Raw genomic sequence first — 18,674 nt, 5'->3', positions numbered from 1 at the left:
CGTGTGGCCATGGCCTTACCGCGCGTGTTCGCGTACGCCTTCGCAGTGGTCGTCGCCGCTCTGGCGGTGGCCGGCGGGCTGCTCGCCGTCCGGGTGCCGGAGATGGCCGGCTTCTTCGTCGTCGCGGTGGTGCTGGGTCTGTTCTCGACGACGCTGGGGGTGGTCGTCGCCCAGCGCCGGCCGCACAACCTGGTCGGCCCGGTGCTCGTCCTCGTCGGAGGGTCGCCCATCTGGGTGGCGTTCGGTGACCTCTACACGGCGGCGGTCGCGGCGCGGCCCGGGTCGCTGCCGCTCTGGGACTGGTACGTGGCGATGTCGCCCGGGACGTGGATGGCGCTCTACGTGCCGGCCGCCCTGCTCATGCTGATCTTCCCGGACGGCCGGTTGCCCGGGCCGCGCTGGCGGTGGGTCGGTTACGGGCTGATCGCCGTGCCGGTCCTGTTCACCCTGCTGGCGGCGGGCGACCCTGACCCGTTGCCGGCCCCGTTCACGCACGTGCCGCACCTCTACACGCTGCCGTCCTGGGCCTTGGCGGTGGCGCTGGGCCTGCTGCCGGTGTTCCTCGGCCTGCTCGTCGCCTCGGTGGCGGCGATGGTCGTCCGCTACCGCCGCGCCGCCGACCCGGTGCGCCGGGCCCAGGTCCGCTGGTTCGCCCTCGGCGCGCTGTTCCTGCCGGCGACGCTGCTGCTGTGCTGGGCCTCGTACCTCCTCACCGACCGGGCCGACCTGGTGCTGCTCGGGCTCGCGGCCACCTACCTCGCGCTGCCCGCCGCGACCGCGATCGCGTTGCTCCGCCACGACCTCTACGACGTGGACAAGGCGATCAGCACCGCCGCGTCGTACGGCCTGGTCACGGCGGTCCTGCTGGCCTTCTACACGGCCGCGTCGTTCCTGGTCGGCCTCGGCGCGGGTGGGGCCTCGCCGGTCGCCGCGGCGGCCGCCACCGCGGTGTGCGCGGCGGTGCTGGCCCCGCTGCGGGTGCGGCTCCAGCGGGCCGTGGACCGCCGGCTGTACCCCGTGCGGCGGGCGGCGCTGGCGGCGATCGAGGGGCTGCGGGACCGCACGCACACCGGCCAGGCCCGCCCGGAGCAGCTCGAAGAGGTCCTGGCGGCCGCGCTGCGCGACCCGTTGCTGCGCGTGGGATACCTCGTGCCAGGCGCGTCCGGCCTGGTGTCGGCGACCGGTGAGCCGCTGCCGGTCGACGCCGGCCGGCGGGTGCCCGTGCGGGCCGGCGGGCACGAGATCGGCGCGCTGCTGCGGGGCACGGTGGGCAGCCGCGAGCTGCTCCGGGAGCTCGCCGACGCGGCCGCGCTGCTGGTCGAGGTCGTCGCGCTGCGGATCGAGCTGCGCCGGGCGCTGTCCGATGTGGAGTCGTCCCGGGCCCGGTTGCTGCACGCCGGTTACGCCGAACGGCGCCGGCTCGAACGCGACCTGCACGACGGCGCGCAGCAGCGGTTGGTGTCGCTGGGCATGACGTTGCGGCTCGCGCAGCGACATCTCGACGACGGGACCGTCGACGTCGACGGGCTGCTCGACGAGTCGGTCGCCTCGCTCGGGCTGGCCGTCGCCGAGCTGCGGCAGCTGGCCAACGGCCTCCGACCGTCCAGCCTGGACGACGGTCTCGGGCCGGCGTTGTCGTCGCTGGCCAGCAAGGCCCCGGTGCCGGTCGCGCTGGAGGTCTGCCCGGATCCGGTGCCCGACGACGTGGCGACGACCGCGTTCTACGTGGCGAGCGAGGCGCTGACCAACGCGATCAAGCACGCCGCGCCGGGCGCAATCGGGTTGCGGGTGGCCCGGCTCGACGACCGCCTCACGGTGCGGGTCAGCGACGACGGCCCGGGCGGCGCCGTCGTGCGGCCCGGCGCGGGGCTGGCCGGGCTGGCGGACCGGGTGGCGGCGGCGGGCGGTCTGCTGTCGCTGAGCTCGCCGGCCGGCCGGGGCACCGTGGTCGAGGCGGTGCTGCCGTGCGCATCGTGATCGGCGAGGACTCGGCGCTGTTCCGGGAGGCGCTGGCCCGGCTGCTGGCCGACGCCGGCCACGAGATCGTGGCGAAGGTCGGCGACGCACCGTCGTTGGTGGCGGCGGTGGCCGCGCACGAGCCGGATCTGGCGATCGTCGACGTGCGGATGCCGCCCGACCTGACCGACGACGGCGCCCGGGCGGCCCGCGAGGTCCGGGCGGCGCATCCGACGCTCGGCATCCTGCTGCTCTCGCAGCACGTCGAGACGCGGCACTCGGTCGAGCTCGTCGCCTCGGGCGGCTTCGGCTATCTGCTCAAGGACCGGGTGTTCGACGTCGACGACTTCCTCGACGCGCTGCGCCGGGTCGCCGCCGGCGGTTCGGCCCTCGATCCGGAGGTGGTGGCCCGCCTGCTGGGGCCGCGCCGCCCCGACGACGACCCGCTCGCGACCCTGACGGGCCGCGAGCGGGAGGTGCTGGCGCTGATGGCCGAGGGCCGCACCAATGTCGGCATCGCGCGGCGCCTGTGGCTGACCGACCGGACGGTGGAGACCCACATCGGCTCGATCCTCGGCAAGCTCCGGCTGGCCAACACCGACGAGGACCACCGGCGGGTCCTCGCGGTGCTGATGTATCTCGGCGCCTCGTGATCAGGTCACGTCGAGCGTCACGATCCGCATGCCCTGGGCGCGGCAGGCCTTCTCCCAGTTGCGCATGGAGTCGGTGTTCATGAAGTTCTGGGTCGACTGGTTGAAGCTGCCGCCGCGGTAGCGCCACACGGCCACCCGGTAGGCGTCGTTGTTGAACGCCTTCAGGATCCGCAGCTCGTACCCGGCCTCCTTGCGTTGCCGGTTGAGCTTCTGGAAGGCGCTCTCGTTGTTCTCGTCGGCGCCGGTGGCCAGGACGCCCCAGTTCCACTTCTGGACCGAGCTGCCCTGGTCCTGACGCCACAAGCCGCCGATCTTGTTGTCTTCGCGGATGACGATGTCGACGAGGCGGTAGCCCTGGCCGTAGAGGATCGTGTCCTGGTTCTTGAAGTCGTCCCACGTCGCGAAGTTGGTCCGCCAGAACCGGCCGCCGGTGCCGGGGCGCCACACCGCGTAGAACTCGTCGCCGTCCCGGTCGAGCTCGGCCAACCGCAGGCCCTGGTTGTAGTAGATGTCATCCAAGAGCTCAAGCGCCCCGATCGACAGAGCGGGGTGCACCCACTGGGCGCCGGAGCCGGGCCGCCAGACCGCGGTGATGCCGTGGCCGACGACGTCGAGCTCGGTGATCCGGTAGCCGTTGGCGAAGTAGGCGGCGTCCCTCTCGAGGAACTCCGACCAGCTCAGGTCGTGATGCCAGTATTCGTTGCCCGGATTCACGACCGTGCTGCAGCTCGCGTGGTAGCCGCCGTAGGGCGCGGCGGCCGCCGGCGCCGAGGTGACGTGCAGGGTGCCCGCGATGGCCACGGCCGCCACGGCCGCGATGCGTGCGAACCGTCTGAACATGATGCCCTCCCTTTCGATCCGGGTCAGTTGCTGCCCTGGATCGAAGGGCGTTGCTGTTGCGCGGCCGTTGTGGCGATGTTGTGCCGCAGCTCAGCGCTCCCGCAGCACGCGCAGGGCCGTGGTGAGGGTGTCGTCGGGCGCTGTCTCGATCGTGGGGACCACACCCGTGCCTTCCCAGTTGCCGCCGGTGATCGGCGAGACCGAGCGGGCCACCGGCACGGTCAGCTCCAGGTGGTCGTCGACCCGGAAGCCGCGACGCGGGTGGGCGCCGCCCCGGCTGCGCTGGCCGACCACCGTGGCGCGGCCGGTCTGCTGCAGGTCGTAGGCGAGCTGCTCACCACCGGAGAACGTGGTGCCGCTGATCAGCACGGCGACCGGCTTGTCGGGCCCGAAGCGGCGGCCCGGGACGTAGGGCAGTGTCCACGCCTGCGTCACCCGATCGGTGGTGCGCTCGAAGAGGCCGCTCAGCTCCACCGGCTCCGCGCCGAACAGGTAGCTGGCGATGAACGTGACCATCGACGGCTCGCCGCCGAGGCACTGGCGCAGGTCGAGGACCAGCGCGTCGGCGTTGGCCACCAGGGTCATCGCGGCCGCGATCGCGTCGCCGCAGACGACGCTCGGGAAGAGCACCGGACGCAGGTCGAGGTGGGCGACGCCGCCGTCGAGGCGGTGCAGACCGGCGACGCCGCCGCCGGTGCGGTCGGCCCACGCCGCCATCGTGGCGAGGTCGGTCTCGTCGTCGCCGTGCCCCTCCGGCAACGCGTCCTCGTGGTGGATCAGCCGCAGGTGCTTGTCGCCGTTGACCGACTGCAGGTCACGCGTGACGGCGTCGGCAAAGGCCACGTCGTCCTCGGGGTAGGTGGTGGCCTTCAGCACCCGCACCACGTCGTCGGCCACGTCGGGGAAGACGTAGTGCGTCGTCATCAGCTCGGCAACGTGTTCGATCCGCATGGGTCAAAGAGTCAAGAGTTCTTGACTCTTTGTCAAGCCCCTGCTTCGCTGGCTTCATGGACGCCCTGCCGCTGGAGACGCAGCACTTCAAGGCCCTGTCCCACCCGACACGGCACCGGCTGCTGTTCGCGCTGGGCGAGAAGCCGGCGACCATCAGCCAACTCGCGTCGGCGCTGGCGACGCGCAAGGGAAACGTCGCCCACCACCTGCGGGTGCTGCAGGAAGCGGGCCTGGTCCGGCCGGCCGGCACGCAACGGGTACGCGGGGGCGTGGAGCAGTACTACGAGCGGACGGCGCGCGCCGTGCACCTGCCCAGCGAGCACTACGCCGCACACCTACCGACGGCGTTCCGGGCCATCGCCGAGGAGATCGCGACGGCGCAACCGGACCCGCTGCTCGTGCTGCGCTACCTCCGCCTGACTCCGGCCCAGGCGGCCCGGATCACCGAAACCCTCGAAGCCATCGCCCACGAGACGCAGGACGCCGGCCCGGACCACCCGCGCTACGGCCTGCTGCTCGGCCTCTTCCAACCCGCCGGCGACTGAAGGAGATCCGTGGCGACCATCGCGCTGTTCCACTCTGTGTACGGGCTGCGGCCCGCGGTGCTCGACGCGGCCGAACGGTTGCGCCACGCCGGACATGTCGTTGTCGCTCCCGACCTGTACGGCGGATCCGTGGCCGACGCACTCGACGAGGGGTTCGCGCTCAGCGAGCGGATCGGTTGGGAGACGATCATGCGGCGAGCGCGACAGGCCCTGGCCGGTCTGCCCGACGCCACAGTCCTGGCCGGCCTGTCGATGGGCACCGGCGTCGTCGGTGACCTGCTGCCCGACCGCCGCGAGACCGCCGGGCTGCTGCTCCTGCACGGGATCGGCGCCGACCCCGCGGCCGCGCGGCCCGGCCTGCCGGTGCACCTGCACATCGCCGATCCCGACGCTCTCTTTCCGCCCGCCACGGTCACCGGCTGGCGCGATGCCCTGACCGACGGCGGCGCGGCGGTGTGGGTGCACACGTACCCGGCGGTCGGGCACCTGTTCACCGACCCGGACACCAGTGACTACGACGCGCCTGCCGCGGACCTGGCCTGGCGCCGTAGCCTCGATTTCCTCGCCGCGCTGGACGGCGATGGTGACGGTTCGGCTCCACGTTGACGGCCTTGGATGGTCAACATCACCCGACGGTCGAGCTGACCGCCGGGTCGGTGAGGCGGCGCAGGGCGGCGCGGGCGGGCGGGGCCCAGCTGGGCTTGCCCCCCGGACCGTCGTCAGCGCCGATGATCAGGCCACTGAGGACGCGGGCCATCGCCCAGCCGCGGGCGCGGCGCCTGGTCGCGGCGTCCGCGGTCGGCCGGTAGGCCGCCCAGAACTCGTCGACGGAGGGCAGCAGGAGCCACGCGGCAGCCAGGTCGTACGCCGGGTCGCCCGCGCAGAGGTCCCCGAAGTCGACCACGCCGCACAGGGTGCCGTCCGCGGTGAGGACGTTGGCCGGGTGCAGGTCGGCGTGGATCCACAGCGGCGGTCCCGTCCAGGGCGGCGCGCTGACCGCGTCGGCCCACACCGCCCCCGCGGCGGCCGGGTCGTCGATCAGCCCGCGCTCGGCGGCGAAGGCGAGCCCGTCGGCGAATCCCTCGGCCCGCTCGGTCAGCGGCCCGCCCCGGTCCCGGCCGACAGGTGCGTCCGCGGGCGCCGGCTGGTGCAGGGCCGTGAGGAATGCGGCCAATGACACGCCCGCGTGCGGACCGTGCGTGACCGCGGCGACATCGGCCGGCGTGCCCCGGACCCACGTGGTGATCAGCCACGGCCGGGGGAACAGCGCGGAGGGCTCACCCCACCGCTGCGGCACGGGGATCGGCAGCGGCAGCCGCGGTGCCAGGGTGGGCAGCCACGCGTACTCGTCGCGCAGCGGGTCCGGGTCGTCCGTCATCCAGGGAATCCGGACCGCCAGGTCGTCGCCGAGCCGCCACAGCTGGTTGGCCCATCCCCGCGCACCCAGCCGGACCGGGCGATCGGCGAGGTCGGGGTGCTGGTCACGGACCAGCTCCCGCACCAGCTCCGCGGAGATGTCGGTCATGCGAGCCAACACTAGAGGCGCGACGTGGGTACGGTCGGAGAGGGCCAGCAGGAGGGACCGCCATGACCGAAGACCGCGCACGCCGGCGTCCCCGTTCGGGCCGGGCCCGCAAGCGCCTCGTCCGGGCCCACGCCGCCCACACCGGGGTGGCCTATTCGGTGGCCGCGCGGCAGGTCGCCGCGGCCGGGCTGGGCGCCGGCGAGAGTTTCGGCGACGCCGGCCGCACCGTCTACCCGCTGGCCGTCCGCGGCTCGGGCCGGTGGTCGCTCGGTGCGCGGGCCGCCCGCCCGGTCGCGACGCGGCTCGCGGACGCCCGGCGCGCCGCCCGATTGCCGGGTGGGCGCGCGGCGCACCTGGCCGAGCGCTTCCCGCCCGCGGTCGGCGGCCTCTACGCCGGTGCGGGACGGGTCGCGCTGCTGGCGATGCTCTACCTGGTGGCCGAAGCACCGGCGCGAGGCCAGCGAGCCTGGGCGGCGGAGACCGGCGAGGAGACGGCGGTGGACCTGGTCTGCGCCGACCTCGACCGCGCGGCCCGCCGGCTGCTCGACGGCGACTGGACGATCCTCTGGGACCGCATCGACGGCGCTCTCGCGTCCGGCGGGCAGCCGCGGCTGCGGGCGGCGTTCCGCGAGTTCGGCGACGAGGCCGGCGCGCCGTGGACCGGCGCACGGCAGATCCTCGACGCGTTGCTGGTCGTCGCCGACGACGGGCACGCGCCCGGCACCCGGGTCCGCGCCGGCGCCACGCACGGCTCGGTGGTCGGGCTGTGGTGGGCGGCGGACGGGCCGCCGATCGGCTACGACGTCTGGTTCGACGGCGCCGCCGGGCCGCAGCGGGTGCGGCCCGGCGACCTGGTCGTGCTGCCGCGGCAGGAGACGCCCTACCCGGCCATCTCCTCGACCCGGAACCCGACGACCCCGTCGACGAGGCCGACCTCGACCGTGTGACCGGGCCGCAGCTCGTCGAGCAGGATCCGCTCCGACAGGGGGTCCTCGACGGCGGTCTGGATGGCCCTGCGCAACGGGCGCGCGCCGTACGCCGGATCGAAGCTCTGCCGCACCAGCTGCCGCTTGGCCTCGTCGGTGACCGTGAGCGTGATGTCCCGGGCGGTCAGCCGCTCGGCGAGCCGGGCCAGCATCAGGTCGGCGATCGCGATGAGCTCGACCTCCGCGAGATGCCGGAACACCACCGTCTCGTCGATCCGGTTGAGCAGCTCCGGTGGGAAGAACCGGCGCAGCTCCGCTCGTACCGAGGCGTCGTGGGTGTCCATCATGGAGTCGCCGAAGCCCATCGCCCCGCCGCGCGTGCCCAGGTTCGACGTCAGGATGACCACCGTGTTCCGGAAGTCCACCTTGCGGCCCTGCGCGTCGGTCAGCGCGCCGTCCTCGAGGATCTGCAAGAGGGTCAGCAGCACGTCCGGGTGCGCCTTCTCCACCTCGTCGAAGAGCACGACGGAGAACGGCCGGCGGCGCACGCGCTCGGTCAGTTGCCCGCCCTCGTCGTGGCCGACGTAGCCGGGTGGCGCACCGACCAGCCGGGCCACCGTGTGCCGGTCGTGGAACTCCGACATGTCCAGCTGGATCAACGCGTCGGCGCTGCCGAACAGGAACTCGGCCAACGCCCGGCACAGGTCGGTCTTGCCGACGCCGGTGGGTCCGGCGAACACGAACGACCCGGCCGGGCGGCGCGGATCCTGCAAACCGGCACGGGTACGGCGCACCGCGCGGGCGACCGCGCCGACCGCGGCGTCCTGGCCCACCACCCGGCGGTGCAGCTCGTCCTCCATCCGGGCCAGGCGTCGGGTCTCGGAGTCGCTCAACGGCCGCACCGGCACCCCGACCCAGTCGGCCAGCACCTCGGCGATGTCGTCCTCGCCGACCTCTGTGGCGCACCGCAGCTGGCCACGGGCGCCGGCCTCGTCGATCAGGTCGATCGCCTTGTCCGGCAGGAACCGGTCGGCTATGTAGCGGTCGGCCAGGGTCGCGGCCGCCACGAGGGCCGCTTCGGTGAACACGACGCCGTGGTGCGCTTCGTAGTGCCGCCGCAGCCCGGTCAGGATGTCGACGGTCTGCATGACGGTCGGCGCCCCGAGCGCCACCGGCTGGAAACGGCGCTCCAGGGCGGAGTCGCGGACGAGGATCCGGCGGTACTCGTCGGTCGTCGTCGCGCCGATCAGTTGCAGCTCGGGGCGGGCCAGCAACGGCTTGAGGATCGACGCGGCGTCCAGCGCCCCCTCGGCCGCCCCGGCGCCGACGATCGTATGGATCTCGTCGACGAAGAGGATGATGTCGTCGCGGCCGCGTACCTCCTTGAGCACCTTGCGAAGCCGCTCCTCGAAGTCGCCGCGGTAGCGGGTGCCGGCCACCAGAGCGCCGAGGTCGAGGGTGTAGAGCTGCTTGCCCCGCAACCGTTGCGGCACCTCGCCGTCGGCGATGCGCTGCGCGAGCCCCTCGACGGCCGCAGTCTTGCCGACGCCGGGCTCGCCGAGCAGGACCGGGTTGTTCTTGGTGCGGCGGCAGAGCACCCGGACGACGCGCTGGATCTCCGTGTCCCGGCCAACGACCGGGTCGAGCTGGCCGCTGCGGGCGGCGTGGGTGAGGTTGACGCCGAACTGGTCGAGCACGGCGTTGGCGGCCGGCAGGTCGTCGTCCTTGCCCGCCAGCTCTTTGATCACCTGTAGCCGCACGGCCGCGGCGTCCGCGCCGAACCGGCTCAGCACCTGGGCGCCGACCCCGCCGCCGTCCCGGACCAGCCCGAGCAGCAGGTGCTCCGGCCCGATGTGGCCGTGCCCGAGCTGCAGCGCCTCGCGCAGGGCCAGCTCGAGCACGCGGCGGGCGCGCGGGGTGAACGGGATGTGCCCGCCCGCCGCCTGGGTGCCGGTGCCGGCCACCTCCTCCACCTGCTGGCGGACGGTGACGAGGTCGAGCCCGAGCGCGGCCAGGGCCCGCGCGCCGACGTTCTCGCCCTCTTTGACGATGCCGAGCAACAGGTGCTCGGTGCCGATCGACGCGTGGTTGAGGATCCGCGCCTCTTCCTGCGCCAGGATGACCACCCGGCGGGACCGGTCGGTGAACCGTTCGAACATTGCCATCTCACGCCCTCGCGGGGCCCCACGCACCCCATCCGGACGCGGCGGGGCCGCGCGAAACGAGGGCGCTGAGTCGAAGCCTCTTGGCCGTGTCGGCGGTCGGCGTGGGCGACCGCTGCGGGCGCGGGCAGGCGCACTACCCGACACCGACGGTAGCGCCTGCGCGCCTTGCGGGCGCGCTGAGATCGTTCGCCTCTAGCGAATTCGCCGGTCCACCATTGATCGAAAGTGACCGTTCGGTTGATGATCACAACGGTTCGGTCAATAGCCTTCGGTACGGCCTTGCGCGTACGCGCGGATGGTGTTGAGGTGTCGATGCCCTCCCTATCGATTCCCACGGAACACAACGGGGTGATCATGCGCGTACTGCGCACAGTCCTCGCCGGAACCGCGGCGGCCGCTATGGCCGCTTTCGGTACCGTCACCGTCCTGGCGTCGCCGGCCTCGGCGGCGCCCGTTGGCGCACAAGGCACCTACACGCCTCTCGCGCCGGCCCGCATCCTCGACTCCCGCACCGGCAACGGTGCCCCGAAGCAGATCGTCGGCCAGGGCGCCACCGTGCACCTGCAGGTCGCCGGTCGTGGCGGCGTGCCCGCTTCGGGTGTCTCGGCTGTGGTGCTCAACCTGACCGTCACCGGCACCCTCGGCAACGGTTACCTGACCGCCTACCCCGATGGAGCGGCGCGGCCCGCCGCGGCCTCCATCAGCTTCGGCAAGGGGTGGACCCGCGCCAACACGATCACCGTTGCGGTCGGGGAAGGCGGTTACGTCAACATCTTCCAGAGCAGCCTCGGCGCGCACGTCATCGCCGATGTCGCCGGCTACTACAGCGGCGACGAGGCGGCGCCCGTCGGGAGCACGTACATCCCCGACGAGGAGCAGTGGCGGCTCGACGACACCCGCGCGGGGGGCTATCCCCCGCTGCCGGGCGGCTCGTGGATCAGGTACTCGATCTACTTCCCCAACAACCCGGTCTGGACCTCGGCCATCACCGCGTTCGCGGTGAACGTGACCGCGGTCAACCCGTCGACCACGGGTTACCTGACCACCTGGAACGGCACCGGTGACCCGCCGGCCGGCGTTTCGGCGCTCAACTACGGCATCGGTGGTATCTGGCCGAACAGCGCCATCGTTCCGGCCGCGCCGTGTGAGTTCTGCCCGGAGGACCCCACCCGGCGGATGTTCGGCGTCTACACCAGTGGCACCACGCACTGGCTCGTCGACGTCATCGGCTACTACTTCAACGACGCGGTCGACGGTCTGAAGTTCGCGCCGGTGACCCCGCAGCGCATCCTGGACACCCGCACGACGTCCGCGATCGGCCCGGGCAGCACCCGGACCGTCGACGCGGCGGCGGCGGCCACCCCGGAGACCTACGCGCTGTCGCTCAACGTCACGGCGGTCGCCCCGACCGCCAACACCTACCTGACGGTTTGGCCCGGAGGCCCGCGCCCGGCCGTCAGCACGCTCAACCCGAGCGCTGGCCAGACCATCTCCAACGGCACCACGGCTGAAGTCAACGAGACCAACCAGTTCCAGATCTACAACAACGGTGGCTCGACCAACGTTGTCGTCGACATGGGCGGTCGTTTCGAGTACTTCCCGAGCGCCACGGCGCGCGGTGCCCAGGCTGGACCGCAGCTCAACCTGAACGGCAAGGCCGGCGAAAGCCGCGTCAACCGCTAACGGTTCCAGCAACACAAAAGCTCCGCCCCGGGTACGCCCGGGGCGGAGCTTTTCGTTGGGTCGAGGAACCGTTGGAACATGCGACGCCTGTTGGCCATGCCGGCCAAGAGCAAGTCTGCCAGCAAACGCACCGGATGGTGGGCCGAAGCAGCCGCTCCGGCCCACCCTTCAGCTCACCTCTTGAACCTCGTAAAGACGTTGTCAGGCGCTACGAATACAAGTGCAGGGGCTAAGACGACAACGATTAGTCCTATGACGAGCGCCGCCGCCCTGCCGCTCAGCCCAGCCGCACCGCTGAGTAGCCCAGCCGCCGCGACGATAACCAGGGCTAGGACGATCAACGAAGCGAACGCCTTCCTCGATGGCCTACGCCTCAATGCCTCCTCCTACCCTTTGCCAATAGAATACATAACGCCGAATATGAACCCGAAGCCTGCGCCGAAGAGCGTCATGAAACCACCTGCCGCAAGGCAGCCGACGCCCGCCGCGAAGGCCCCGACAGCGCACCCAGCGAGCCCTGCGACCGCAGCAGTGCCTGCGGCGAACTTGCCGCCGGTGTCGATCGCATCGAGGATGGGGTCATCGTCGAGCCCGGTGGGATCGACGTAGTTGGTTGGGTTACAGGCTGCATAGGCATAGCGGTTTCCCTTGGCGGGGTCGCCCACGAAGGACAGGTTGTCCTGCTGGGTGAAGCGGCCCCTGACCGGGTCGTACCAGCGCTGACCGAACTTGACCAGGCCGTCGGCGCGGAGGCCGCCGGCGTACCCGATGGCGTTCTCCTGGATCTCTTCGCCGGCGCCGGTGGTGCTGACGGTCTTGCCGTACGGGTCGTAGGTATAGGTGCCGGCGAGCGTGCCGTCGTGCTTGATGAGCGCGACCACCGACCCGAGCCCGTCGAGGACGTAGAAGTAGTGGTGGCTGGTGCCGTTCGTCTCGGCGCGGATCCCGAGCGGCGTCCCTCGCTGGTCGCGTTCGAGGTAGTGCTTGGCGTAGGAGCTGGGCACGGTATACGACTGCAGCATCGGTAGGCCGTTGTCGTCCTTGAGGCCGTAGAAATAGCGGCTCTCGAAGGTCGCGGTGGTGCGGTAGCCGAGCTCGTTCTGGTCGGGTCCGGCGTACTTGTATGTGACCTGCTCTGTGTCGTCTGTCTTGCTGCGGCTCGTCATCTGCTTGGCCGCGTTGTAACTGGCCTTCCGTGACGAGCCTGTGGTGAGGTTGCCCGCACCGTCATAGCTGTAATAGAAGGGCCCGGGGAACTGGGTGCCGGTCATCTGGTTGGCGGCGTTGTAACCGGGGATGCCACCCGCTGGAATGTCGTTGGTCTTCTCAGAGGTCCGGTTGCCGCGGGAGTCGTAGCCGTATTCGTACGTCGAGCCGGCGACGTTGGTGGCCTTCGTCAGCCGGTTGCTGTTGTCGTAGGTGTAGACGCTGACGGCGCCGGAGCGGTGGTGGTCGGTGTGCCATTGCCGCAGCCCGGTGTCGTCGAGCTTGTTGGTGGAGCAGGGATTGCTGCTGACCCGCTTCGCGTAGCAGTAGGACACGTCGAAGACCGTCGACGCGGTGCCGGACTGCCAGCGCTTGCTGGTCGTGCGGGTGATCCGGCCTGACTGGTCGAAGGTGTTGACGGTCTCCGCCACCTGCGCCGATGCGACGGTCAGGCGGGTCGCGGTGCGGCGGCCCTCGTCGTCGTAGTCGAAGGTGTAGACGCCGTTGGCAGCGGTCAGCTTCTTGAGCAGGTTGCGGGTGTCGTACTCGTAGACGGAAGTGCCCCGCTGGTCCTGCACCTGCTTGAGATTGCCCACCGGGTCGTAGACGTAACCCTGCGAGGCCTGCCGACCGATCATGCGGTTCAGGCGGTCATAGACATAGCCCTGAGATCCGGTCGCGTCGGCACGGGCACGGACGTTGCCCGCAGGGTCATAGTCGTACGTGACCGCCGTGGTGCCGTCCGAGTAGGAGATCGTCTTAACCCGGTCCTGCGCGTCGTAGTCGTAGGTCGAGGTCTTCCCCGCTCCATCGGTGGCGGTGCGGACCCGGCCGTAGGCGTCGTACGTGAACGTCCGGTTGCCCAGGCTGGTTCCGGTCGGCGGCGTGACGGTGGTCAGCTGCTTGTCGCTGTTGTAGGCGTACGTGGTGCTGTTGGTGCCGTTGCCCGGGTCGGTCGACGTTTTGACCGTGCCGTCGCTGTTGTAGTCGACCTTCGCTTCGGCCGCGAGCGCGTCCTTGGCCGAGATCCGGTTGCCGGCACCGTTGTAGGTGAACGTGGAGTTGTTGCCCTGCGTGTCCTTGCCCGATGACGGCTGGTACGCCGCGGTCGGGTTGGTCGGCGTCGCGGCGTTCGCATACGTGTAGGTCGCCGTCGCGCCGGCCGGGGCGGCCGACGAGGTCATCGACTGCTGGCCGTTGGCGCCGTAGGTGTTGGTGGTGATGCCACCCGTGCCGTTCGTGGCCGTCGCGACGTCGAAGAACGGCGTGTACGACGTCTTGCGCGTCTTACCCGCCGGGTCGACCGCTTCCGTGACGCGCTTGTCGGAGTTGACGGTGAACGTCGACCGTGGCACCGACGTGACCGGCTGGGCCTGGTCGGTGTTGGCGTCCGCGACCAAGGTCTGCGTCGCTGACGGATACGCCCAGCGCGTCACCGCGCCGACCGACGGGTTCGCCGAGTCGAGCACGCGCTTCACCGACGTCACCCGGTGCGACGAGTCGTAGGTGACCAGCGTGATCGCTCCGACGTCGATCGGTCCGACCCCACTGACAATCTTGGTGATGCGGTGGGACGAGTCGTACTCGAAGCGGGTTTCGTTCCCGCCGTTGGTCGCGATCTTCGCCAGGTTGCCGCTGCCGTCATAGGTGTAGGAAACACCGCGCGAACCGCCGGAGACCGTTTGCGCGAGGGCCGAGATGCCGTCGCTGCCGTAGGAGATCGTCGCCGACCGGGCGCCGGATGAGCCCCGGTCGGAGGTGACCGTCGTCAGCCGGCCGTTGCCGTCGTAGGCGAAGTCGGTCACGTTGTCGTTGCGGTCCAGCGTGCGGTCGAGCAGCCCACCTGACGTGAAGTACAGCTCCCGACCGCTCTCGTGCTCGGTCAGCTTCCAGCCAGAGCCGTCGTTGGCCAGAGTCGCCTTGAACTCCTTCGGTGTGGTGTAACCCGACCCGCTCGGCGTGAACCGGCCGACGACGCCGTCGGCGGCAACGTAGGTGACCGAGTTGTCGTCGGCCTTGATGAGCTTCACGTCCACGCCGGCGCGGGTCCGCCAGTTCCAGTTGAACGAGCCCTTCGGCAAGCCGCTGCCGGTGAGCAGGCTGTTGTACGCCGCTCCCCACGTCAGATTGCCGGCGATCCCGGGCAGGACCAGATCGGTGGAACGCAGCATCAGGTTGCCGGATCCCGTGTTGACGTCCAGGGTGAGGCGGTCCGTCAGTGCGAACGTGGTGAACGAGCCGTTGCGGACCGGGCCGGTCCCGACCGGAACCGAGATCGGCCCCGTCATCGTGGTGACCGGCACCGACGACGTGCTCAGCGCCGAACCACGAGCCGAGTTCGGCGAACCCGGCTGTGCCGGTTCCGGTACCTGCGGCGACGCGGCGGCGCCAGCCGCCGCGGCGGCGGCCGGACCCGGTGGGACGACGAGTAGCGACGCCGCGACCAAGGCCGCGACCGGACCGGATAAGAACGAGATGCGCGCACGCTTGCGCAAAGCCACGAAAACTCCCCGTGTAGTAGGTGGCTGACGCAAGAGATCGTTACATGGAAGATCTTCAAAGAACAATGATTGACTTTGGGCAATTGCTATGCGCAGCGCTGCCTGCCGACTACGCGAAGTTACCGGCTTCGGGGGCGCTTGTTTCCGCTAACTCTCGGGAGGGTCGCTCTGCTTACGCTGCCCGTAGTTGGCCAGTACGAGTAGCGCCAACGCGGCTACGACGCCGGCACTGGCGAGCGACCACCACGAGCGGTCTGGATCGCGGAGCTCGAGGATGATCCCGACTCCTGCCAACAGCAGTGCCAAGCCCGCGAGCGCTCGCAGGACAACCTTTCGCACCGTGTCACCACTCCCCGATCGCTACCGTTGCTGGCAGGCGTAAAGTACAAACTCGCCGTTCCACTTAGGACGCATTTATCGCCCGAGCCAGCGGAGGGCGGCGTCGGCGGTGTCGTCCGGCGCGTTGTTGAAGGCGATCGCCGCCCCCGGCGCCAGCCGGTGCACCAGGTTCACCGTCTGCTCGAAGAGGTCGAGCAGCGGGTCGTGCTTGCGGATGCCGCCGCCGATCACGACGCAGGCGTAGTCGCGGGCGGTCAAGGCCGCCGCGATCGCCGCGACGGGCCCGTCCTCGGGGTCGACCAGGCAGAAGTCGGCCGGGATGCCCAGCTCCGCGAAGCGCGCCCGGCCGCGGTCGATCGCCGCCACGACCGGCGCCGGGTCGAAGCCCGGGATGCGCACCGGATCCAGGCCGATCACCAGCACCCGTCGTTCAGGCGTCACGATCGCCTCCACACCGGAGCGCCGGCCCGGATCGCGCGCGGGATCTCGGCGATGCGGTCCACGTGGTCGAGCAGCGCGGCCAGGTCGGCGGCGGGTGCGGTGGAGTCGAGGTCGACCTCGTAGGTGATGCCCGTCGACGACCAGTCGCTCAGGTCGAAACCACCGGACGCGGTGACGCGTACGCCGTCGAGGTCGATGCGGCGGCCGGCCGCCTCGCGGTAGAGGTCGTTGAGCACGCAGCTCGCCGCCGAGAGGTGCAACAGATGCGCGCCGGTGAAGTCGGCCTCGACCGTGACGCCCTCGGCCGTCCACCGATGCGGAAACCGCACCGCCCCATCGGCGATGGCACGAAGGGAACCGGCGCTCACCACCACCGCGAACTCGTCCACACCAGCCATTTCACCAGCCCTTGTGGAATATCGTCCAGGCTGATCCCGCGGCGACGACGAGCCCCAGCAACGCGGAGATGCCGAACGACCCTTCGCCGAAGTCCGCGGTACGCCCGAGCCCCTCGTGGAAGACGAAAACGGCGAACGCCGTCCCGGCCGCCAACCCGACCAGGATCGCCAGCATCGGCCGTCGGGCCCCGCTGCCGGTCAACTGCGGCTTAGATACACCACCGTCCATTCGATGGCTGCTACCCGGCCGGCCACGCCAGGAAACTCGCCGTCGGTAGGGTCCTTTCATGGGGCTCAAATACGCGGTCGGGTTGCCGACGGTCGGGGAGTTCGGCAACGTCGGGGTGCTCACCGACCTCGCGGTCAGCGCCGAACAGCACGGCTGGGACGGCGTGCAGCTCTGGGACCACCTGCTCTATCACGAGCCCGGCTGGCCGGTCGCCAGCTCCACCGTCACGGCCGCGGCGATCGCGGCGCGTACCTCGCGCCTGCGCATCATCCTCACCGTCGTGCTCCCCCGCCGGCAGGTGCAGGACGTCGCGCAGGACACCGCCGCCATCGCCGCGCTGTCGGGTGGGCGGCTCACCGTGGTCGGGGCGATCGGGTCCATGGAGGAGGAGTACGCGGCCTTCGGGCTCGATCCCGACCTGCGGGCCCGGGGGCGGGCGTTGGACGAGCGGCTCGGCCGGCTGACCGGGCTCTGGTCCGACTGGGGCGTCGACCGTGTCCCGATCTGGTGCGGTGCCCGCTGGCCCAACCGGCCCGGGCTCCGGCGGGCCGCCCGGTTCGACGGTGTCATGCCGACGTTCGCCGACCAACGGCTACGCAACGTCGCCGTTGCCGACCTGGCGGAGGCGGCGGCGTACGTCCGCCGGCTGTCCACCGGCCAGCCCGACCTGGCGGTGGAGGGCGCGACCGACCCGGCCCGGGCGGCCGAGCAGATCGCACCCTACGGCGACGTCGGGCTCAGCTGGTGGATCGAGGCGCTCGGCTGGTGGCGGGGCGACCGCGCCACCGCCGCGACCCGCATCGCCGCGGGCCCACCGTCATGAGGCTGCGCATAAGAACCGCCGACCTACCTGGCTGCCAGGTCGGCGGTCCCTTCAGGAGGGTCAGCGTCGTGTGACGGGCACCGTCACCGTGTAGGTGTACGGGAGCAGCCGGCCGGTACCGTCGAAGGTCATCGTCCAGGTCGTCTCGCCGACCACCCTCGGCGTGTCGGTGACCGTGAACGTGCCGTCCGCGCGGGTCGTGACGTCCGGGAGGGTGGTGGTGCCGCGGGGGTCCCGCCGGGTCACGTGGACGGTCAGCGCGCCTGTCGACGTGCCGTCCGCCGCGACGAGCTTGCCGCTTATCGCGTACGGCTTGCGGACCAGCGCCGGGAACGCCAGATTGTCGATCTCGATCGTGGTGTCGACCGGACCGACGTCCACAGTGGTCAGCGTCATGGCGCCGTCGCTGAGCAGCTTCTCCACCGCGTAGAAGCGGCCTTCGGCGCCGACGGCGAGACCGCGGCGGGCCGGCTCGAGACCGGGCGAGAACTCGCGAAACGTGCTCCAGAGGGCGGCTTCCCGGTCCGGCGCGAACATCGCTAGCCCGCCGTCCTCGGCGTGCGTGGCGACCCGGCCGTCCGCGCCGAACGCCACGGAGATCACGGGACCCGGGGCGGCGTACCGGATGATCTCGGTCAGGTCGGCCGCCGAGTAGCGCGCCACCTTGCTGGTGAACTGGTACTCCCCCGGCGTGACGACGATGATGCTCTGCCCGTCGGGGTCGACCGCGAACTGCGAGACCGATTGGAGTTGCTCCAGCGCCGTGCGCCGCACCGGCTGGCCACCGGCGAGGTCGAAGCTGATCAGCTTGTTGGGGAAGACGCCCTCCTCAACGGCGAAGAGCAACGTGCCCGCGCCCTCCAGCCGCGGCGCGAAGGTGAAGTGGCCGCCCTGGTCGAGCACCGGCGCCGCCGTGGGATCGGCCGGGTCGACGGAGTTGAGCGTGCCGTGCTGGCCCGGGCAGCCCTGGCTGAACCACAAGCGGCCGGCGGCCAGCGCGACGTCGTACGGGCAGGCGTCCGTCGCCAGCGTCCACCGCGCGCGTTCGGTGTGCGTCGCGACGTCGATCGCGGAGATGGCGTCGCCCTCGGCCAGCGCGGCGTAGAGCGTCGAACCGTCCGCGCTGAGCTCCAGGCCGACGGCCCCCGTCTGACCGTCGATCGTGTCGAGGACCTGACCGTCGAGATCGAACACCGTGATCGTGGAGTGGTCACGGCCGTTCGATACGAAGATCTGGCCCGTCGCGGAGCTGAGCGCCAGGTCGGCGAAGCCGGTGGACAGGTTGGTCGAGTTGACGACCGTCAGCGGTGGGTCCCACCACTGCCAGTCGGCCGAAGCGGGCGAGGCGAACAGGGTTGCCCCCACCGCTGACGCGGCGAGCGCGGCCACTAGGCGACGCATGTCTTCCCTTCGTCGGACTACGGACCCGTGCGGTCCACTGGAGAGAGCGTGCCATCGATGCCTCGCGTCACGCTGGACCGCACGGGCCCGGA

Annotated in this window: 16 protein-coding genes; 7 read left to right on the top strand and 9 right to left on the bottom strand. The window is 71.1% G+C overall.

The window, feature by feature from the left end; all coding sequences use genetic code 11:
- Positions 1-9 precede the first annotated feature (9 nt).
- Together O7635_RS15405 and O7635_RS15400 are read left to right on the top strand one after the other, a co-directional pair.
- Entirely contained in the window at positions 10-1,977 is a 1,968-nt protein-coding gene (locus tag O7635_RS15405) for a histidine kinase (protein WP_278081111.1), read from the top strand.
- The gene (locus O7635_RS15400) at positions 1,965-2,609 is read left to right on the top strand and encodes a response regulator transcription factor (protein WP_278081110.1); all 645 of its coding nucleotides are present in this window, start codon (positions 1,965-1,967) and stop codon (positions 2,607-2,609) included. Before O7635_RS15405 ends, O7635_RS15400 begins: the two co-directional genes overlap by 13 nt.
- On the opposite strand, the gene O7635_RS15395 is transcribed toward O7635_RS15400, so the two are convergent.
- Together O7635_RS15395 and O7635_RS15390 are read right to left on the bottom strand one after the other, a co-directional pair.
- The gene (locus O7635_RS15395; RefSeq protein ID WP_278081109.1) at positions 2,610-3,449 is read right to left on the bottom strand and encodes a hypothetical protein; all 840 of its coding nucleotides are present in this window, start codon (positions 3,447-3,449) and stop codon (positions 2,610-2,612) included.
- A 90-nt stretch (positions 3,450-3,539) separates the two neighbouring features.
- The gene (locus O7635_RS15390; protein WP_278081108.1) at positions 3,540-4,400 is read right to left on the bottom strand and encodes a S41 family peptidase; all 861 of its coding nucleotides are present in this window, start codon (positions 4,398-4,400) and stop codon (positions 3,540-3,542) included.
- Positions 4,401-4,456: 56 nt separating this feature from the next.
- On the opposite strand from O7635_RS15390, the gene O7635_RS15385 reads away from it, so the two are divergent.
- Together O7635_RS15385 and O7635_RS15380 are read left to right on the top strand one after the other, a co-directional pair.
- Positions 4,457-4,945, top strand: coding sequence for a helix-turn-helix domain-containing protein (locus O7635_RS15385; RefSeq protein ID WP_278081107.1), 489 nt, complete (start codon positions 4,457-4,459; stop codon positions 4,943-4,945).
- A gap of 9 nt (positions 4,946-4,954) precedes the next feature.
- Positions 4,955-5,551 (top strand): dienelactone hydrolase family protein, encoded by a 597-nt coding sequence (locus O7635_RS15380; RefSeq protein WP_278081106.1) that lies wholly within the window; start codon positions 4,955-4,957, stop codon positions 5,549-5,551.
- Positions 5,552-5,570: 19 nt separating this feature from the next.
- On the opposite strand, the gene O7635_RS15375 is transcribed toward O7635_RS15380, so the two are convergent.
- Complete coding sequence (locus O7635_RS15375) at positions 5,571-6,470, bottom strand: aminoglycoside phosphotransferase family protein (RefSeq protein ID WP_278081105.1); 900 nt, start codon at positions 6,468-6,470, stop codon at positions 5,571-5,573.
- Positions 6,471-6,532: 62 nt separating this feature from the next.
- Between O7635_RS15375 and O7635_RS15370 the strand changes: the two genes are divergently transcribed.
- On the top strand, positions 6,533-7,417 hold the full coding sequence (locus O7635_RS15370) for a hypothetical protein (protein WP_278081104.1): 885 nt from the start codon (positions 6,533-6,535) through the stop codon (positions 7,415-7,417).
- On the opposite strand, the gene O7635_RS15365 is transcribed toward O7635_RS15370, so the two are convergent.
- The gene (locus O7635_RS15365) at positions 7,351-9,555 is read right to left on the bottom strand and encodes an ATP-dependent Clp protease ATP-binding subunit (protein WP_278085486.1); all 2,205 of its coding nucleotides are present in this window, start codon (positions 9,553-9,555) and stop codon (positions 7,351-7,353) included. The genes O7635_RS15370 and O7635_RS15365 overlap by 67 nt on opposite strands.
- Before the next feature lie 231 nt (positions 9,556-9,786).
- On the opposite strand from O7635_RS15365, the gene O7635_RS15360 reads away from it, so the two are divergent.
- Positions 9,787-11,244: a hypothetical protein gene (locus tag O7635_RS15360; RefSeq protein WP_278081103.1), complete on the top strand. Its 1,458-nt coding sequence runs from the start codon at positions 9,787-9,789 to the stop codon at positions 11,242-11,244.
- Between the two features lie 386 nt (positions 11,245-11,630).
- Here O7635_RS15360 and O7635_RS15355 read toward each other — a convergent pair whose 3' ends face one another.
- The 4 genes from O7635_RS15355 to O7635_RS15340 all read right to left on the bottom strand — a co-directional run bounded on the left by O7635_RS15355 (position 11,631) and on the right by O7635_RS15340 (position 16,331).
- The gene (locus tag O7635_RS15355) at positions 11,631-14,951 is read right to left on the bottom strand and encodes an RHS repeat-associated core domain-containing protein (protein WP_278081102.1); all 3,321 of its coding nucleotides are present in this window, start codon (positions 14,949-14,951) and stop codon (positions 11,631-11,633) included.
- Positions 14,952-15,365: 414 nt separating this feature from the next.
- Complete coding sequence (locus O7635_RS15350; protein WP_278081101.1) at positions 15,366-15,731, bottom strand: hypothetical protein; 366 nt, start codon at positions 15,729-15,731, stop codon at positions 15,366-15,368.
- Positions 15,728-16,129: an OsmC family protein gene (locus tag O7635_RS15345; protein ID WP_278081100.1), complete on the bottom strand. Its 402-nt coding sequence runs from the start codon at positions 16,127-16,129 to the stop codon at positions 15,728-15,730. The genes O7635_RS15350 and O7635_RS15345 overlap by 4 nt, the downstream gene beginning before the upstream one ends.
- A gap of 1 nt (position 16,130) precedes the next feature.
- Positions 16,131-16,331 carry a hypothetical protein gene (locus O7635_RS15340; RefSeq protein ID WP_278081099.1) on the bottom strand — a complete coding sequence of 67 codons (201 nt, stop codon included), beginning with the start codon at positions 16,329-16,331 and terminating at the stop codon, positions 16,131-16,133.
- A gap of 85 nt (positions 16,332-16,416) precedes the next feature.
- Here O7635_RS15340 and O7635_RS15335 point away from each other — a divergent pair, with 85 nt between their 5' ends.
- On the top strand, positions 16,417-17,181 hold the full coding sequence (locus O7635_RS15335) for an LLM class flavin-dependent oxidoreductase (RefSeq protein ID WP_278081098.1): 765 nt from the start codon (positions 16,417-16,419) through the stop codon (positions 17,179-17,181).
- A gap of 60 nt (positions 17,182-17,241) precedes the next feature.
- Here the strand turns inward: O7635_RS15335 and O7635_RS15330 are convergent, their stop codons facing one another.
- On the bottom strand, positions 17,242-18,582 hold the full coding sequence (locus tag O7635_RS15330; RefSeq protein ID WP_278081097.1) for a hypothetical protein: 1,341 nt from the start codon (positions 18,580-18,582) through the stop codon (positions 17,242-17,244).
- Positions 18,583-18,674: the final 92 nt, after the last annotated feature.

The sequence above is a fragment of the Asanoa sp. WMMD1127 genome, from assembly GCF_029626225.1.
GTDB lineage: Bacteria > Actinomycetota > Actinomycetes > Mycobacteriales > Micromonosporaceae > Asanoa.
This window is presented reverse-complemented; position numbering and strand designations above follow the sequence as displayed.

What these genes read in the sequence shown, in the direction of transcription:
- O7635_RS15405 (WP_278081111.1), top strand. Translation starts at nt 10, where the DNA reads ATGGCCTTACCGCGCGTGTTCGCGTACGCCTTCGCAGTGGTCGTCGCC.
- O7635_RS15395 (WP_278081109.1), bottom strand. Translation starts at nt 3,449, where the DNA reads ATGTTCAGACGGTTCGCACGCATCGCGGCCGTGGCGGCCGTGGCCATC.
- O7635_RS15390 (WP_278081108.1), bottom strand. Translation starts at nt 4,400, where the DNA reads ATGCGGATCGAACACGTTGCCGAGCTGATGACGACGCACTACGTCTTC.
- O7635_RS15385 (WP_278081107.1), top strand. Translation starts at nt 4,457, where the DNA reads ATGGACGCCCTGCCGCTGGAGACGCAGCACTTCAAGGCCCTGTCCCAC.
- O7635_RS15375 (WP_278081105.1), bottom strand. Translation starts at nt 6,470, where the DNA reads ATGACCGACATCTCCGCGGAGCTGGTGCGGGAGCTGGTCCGTGACCAG.
- O7635_RS15370 (WP_278081104.1), top strand. Translation starts at nt 6,533, where the DNA reads ATGACCGAAGACCGCGCACGCCGGCGTCCCCGTTCGGGCCGGGCCCGC.
- O7635_RS15365 (WP_278085486.1), bottom strand. Translation starts at nt 9,555, where the DNA reads ATGTTCGAACGGTTCACCGACCGGTCCCGCCGGGTGGTCATCCTGGCG.
- O7635_RS15345 (WP_278081100.1), bottom strand. Translation starts at nt 16,129, where the DNA reads ATGGCTGGTGTGGACGAGTTCGCGGTGGTGGTGAGCGCCGGTTCCCTT.
- O7635_RS15335 (WP_278081098.1), top strand. Translation starts at nt 16,417, where the DNA reads ATGGGGCTCAAATACGCGGTCGGGTTGCCGACGGTCGGGGAGTTCGGC.
- O7635_RS15330 (WP_278081097.1), bottom strand. Translation starts at nt 18,582, where the DNA reads ATGCGTCGCCTAGTGGCCGCGCTCGCCGCGTCAGCGGTGGGGGCAACC.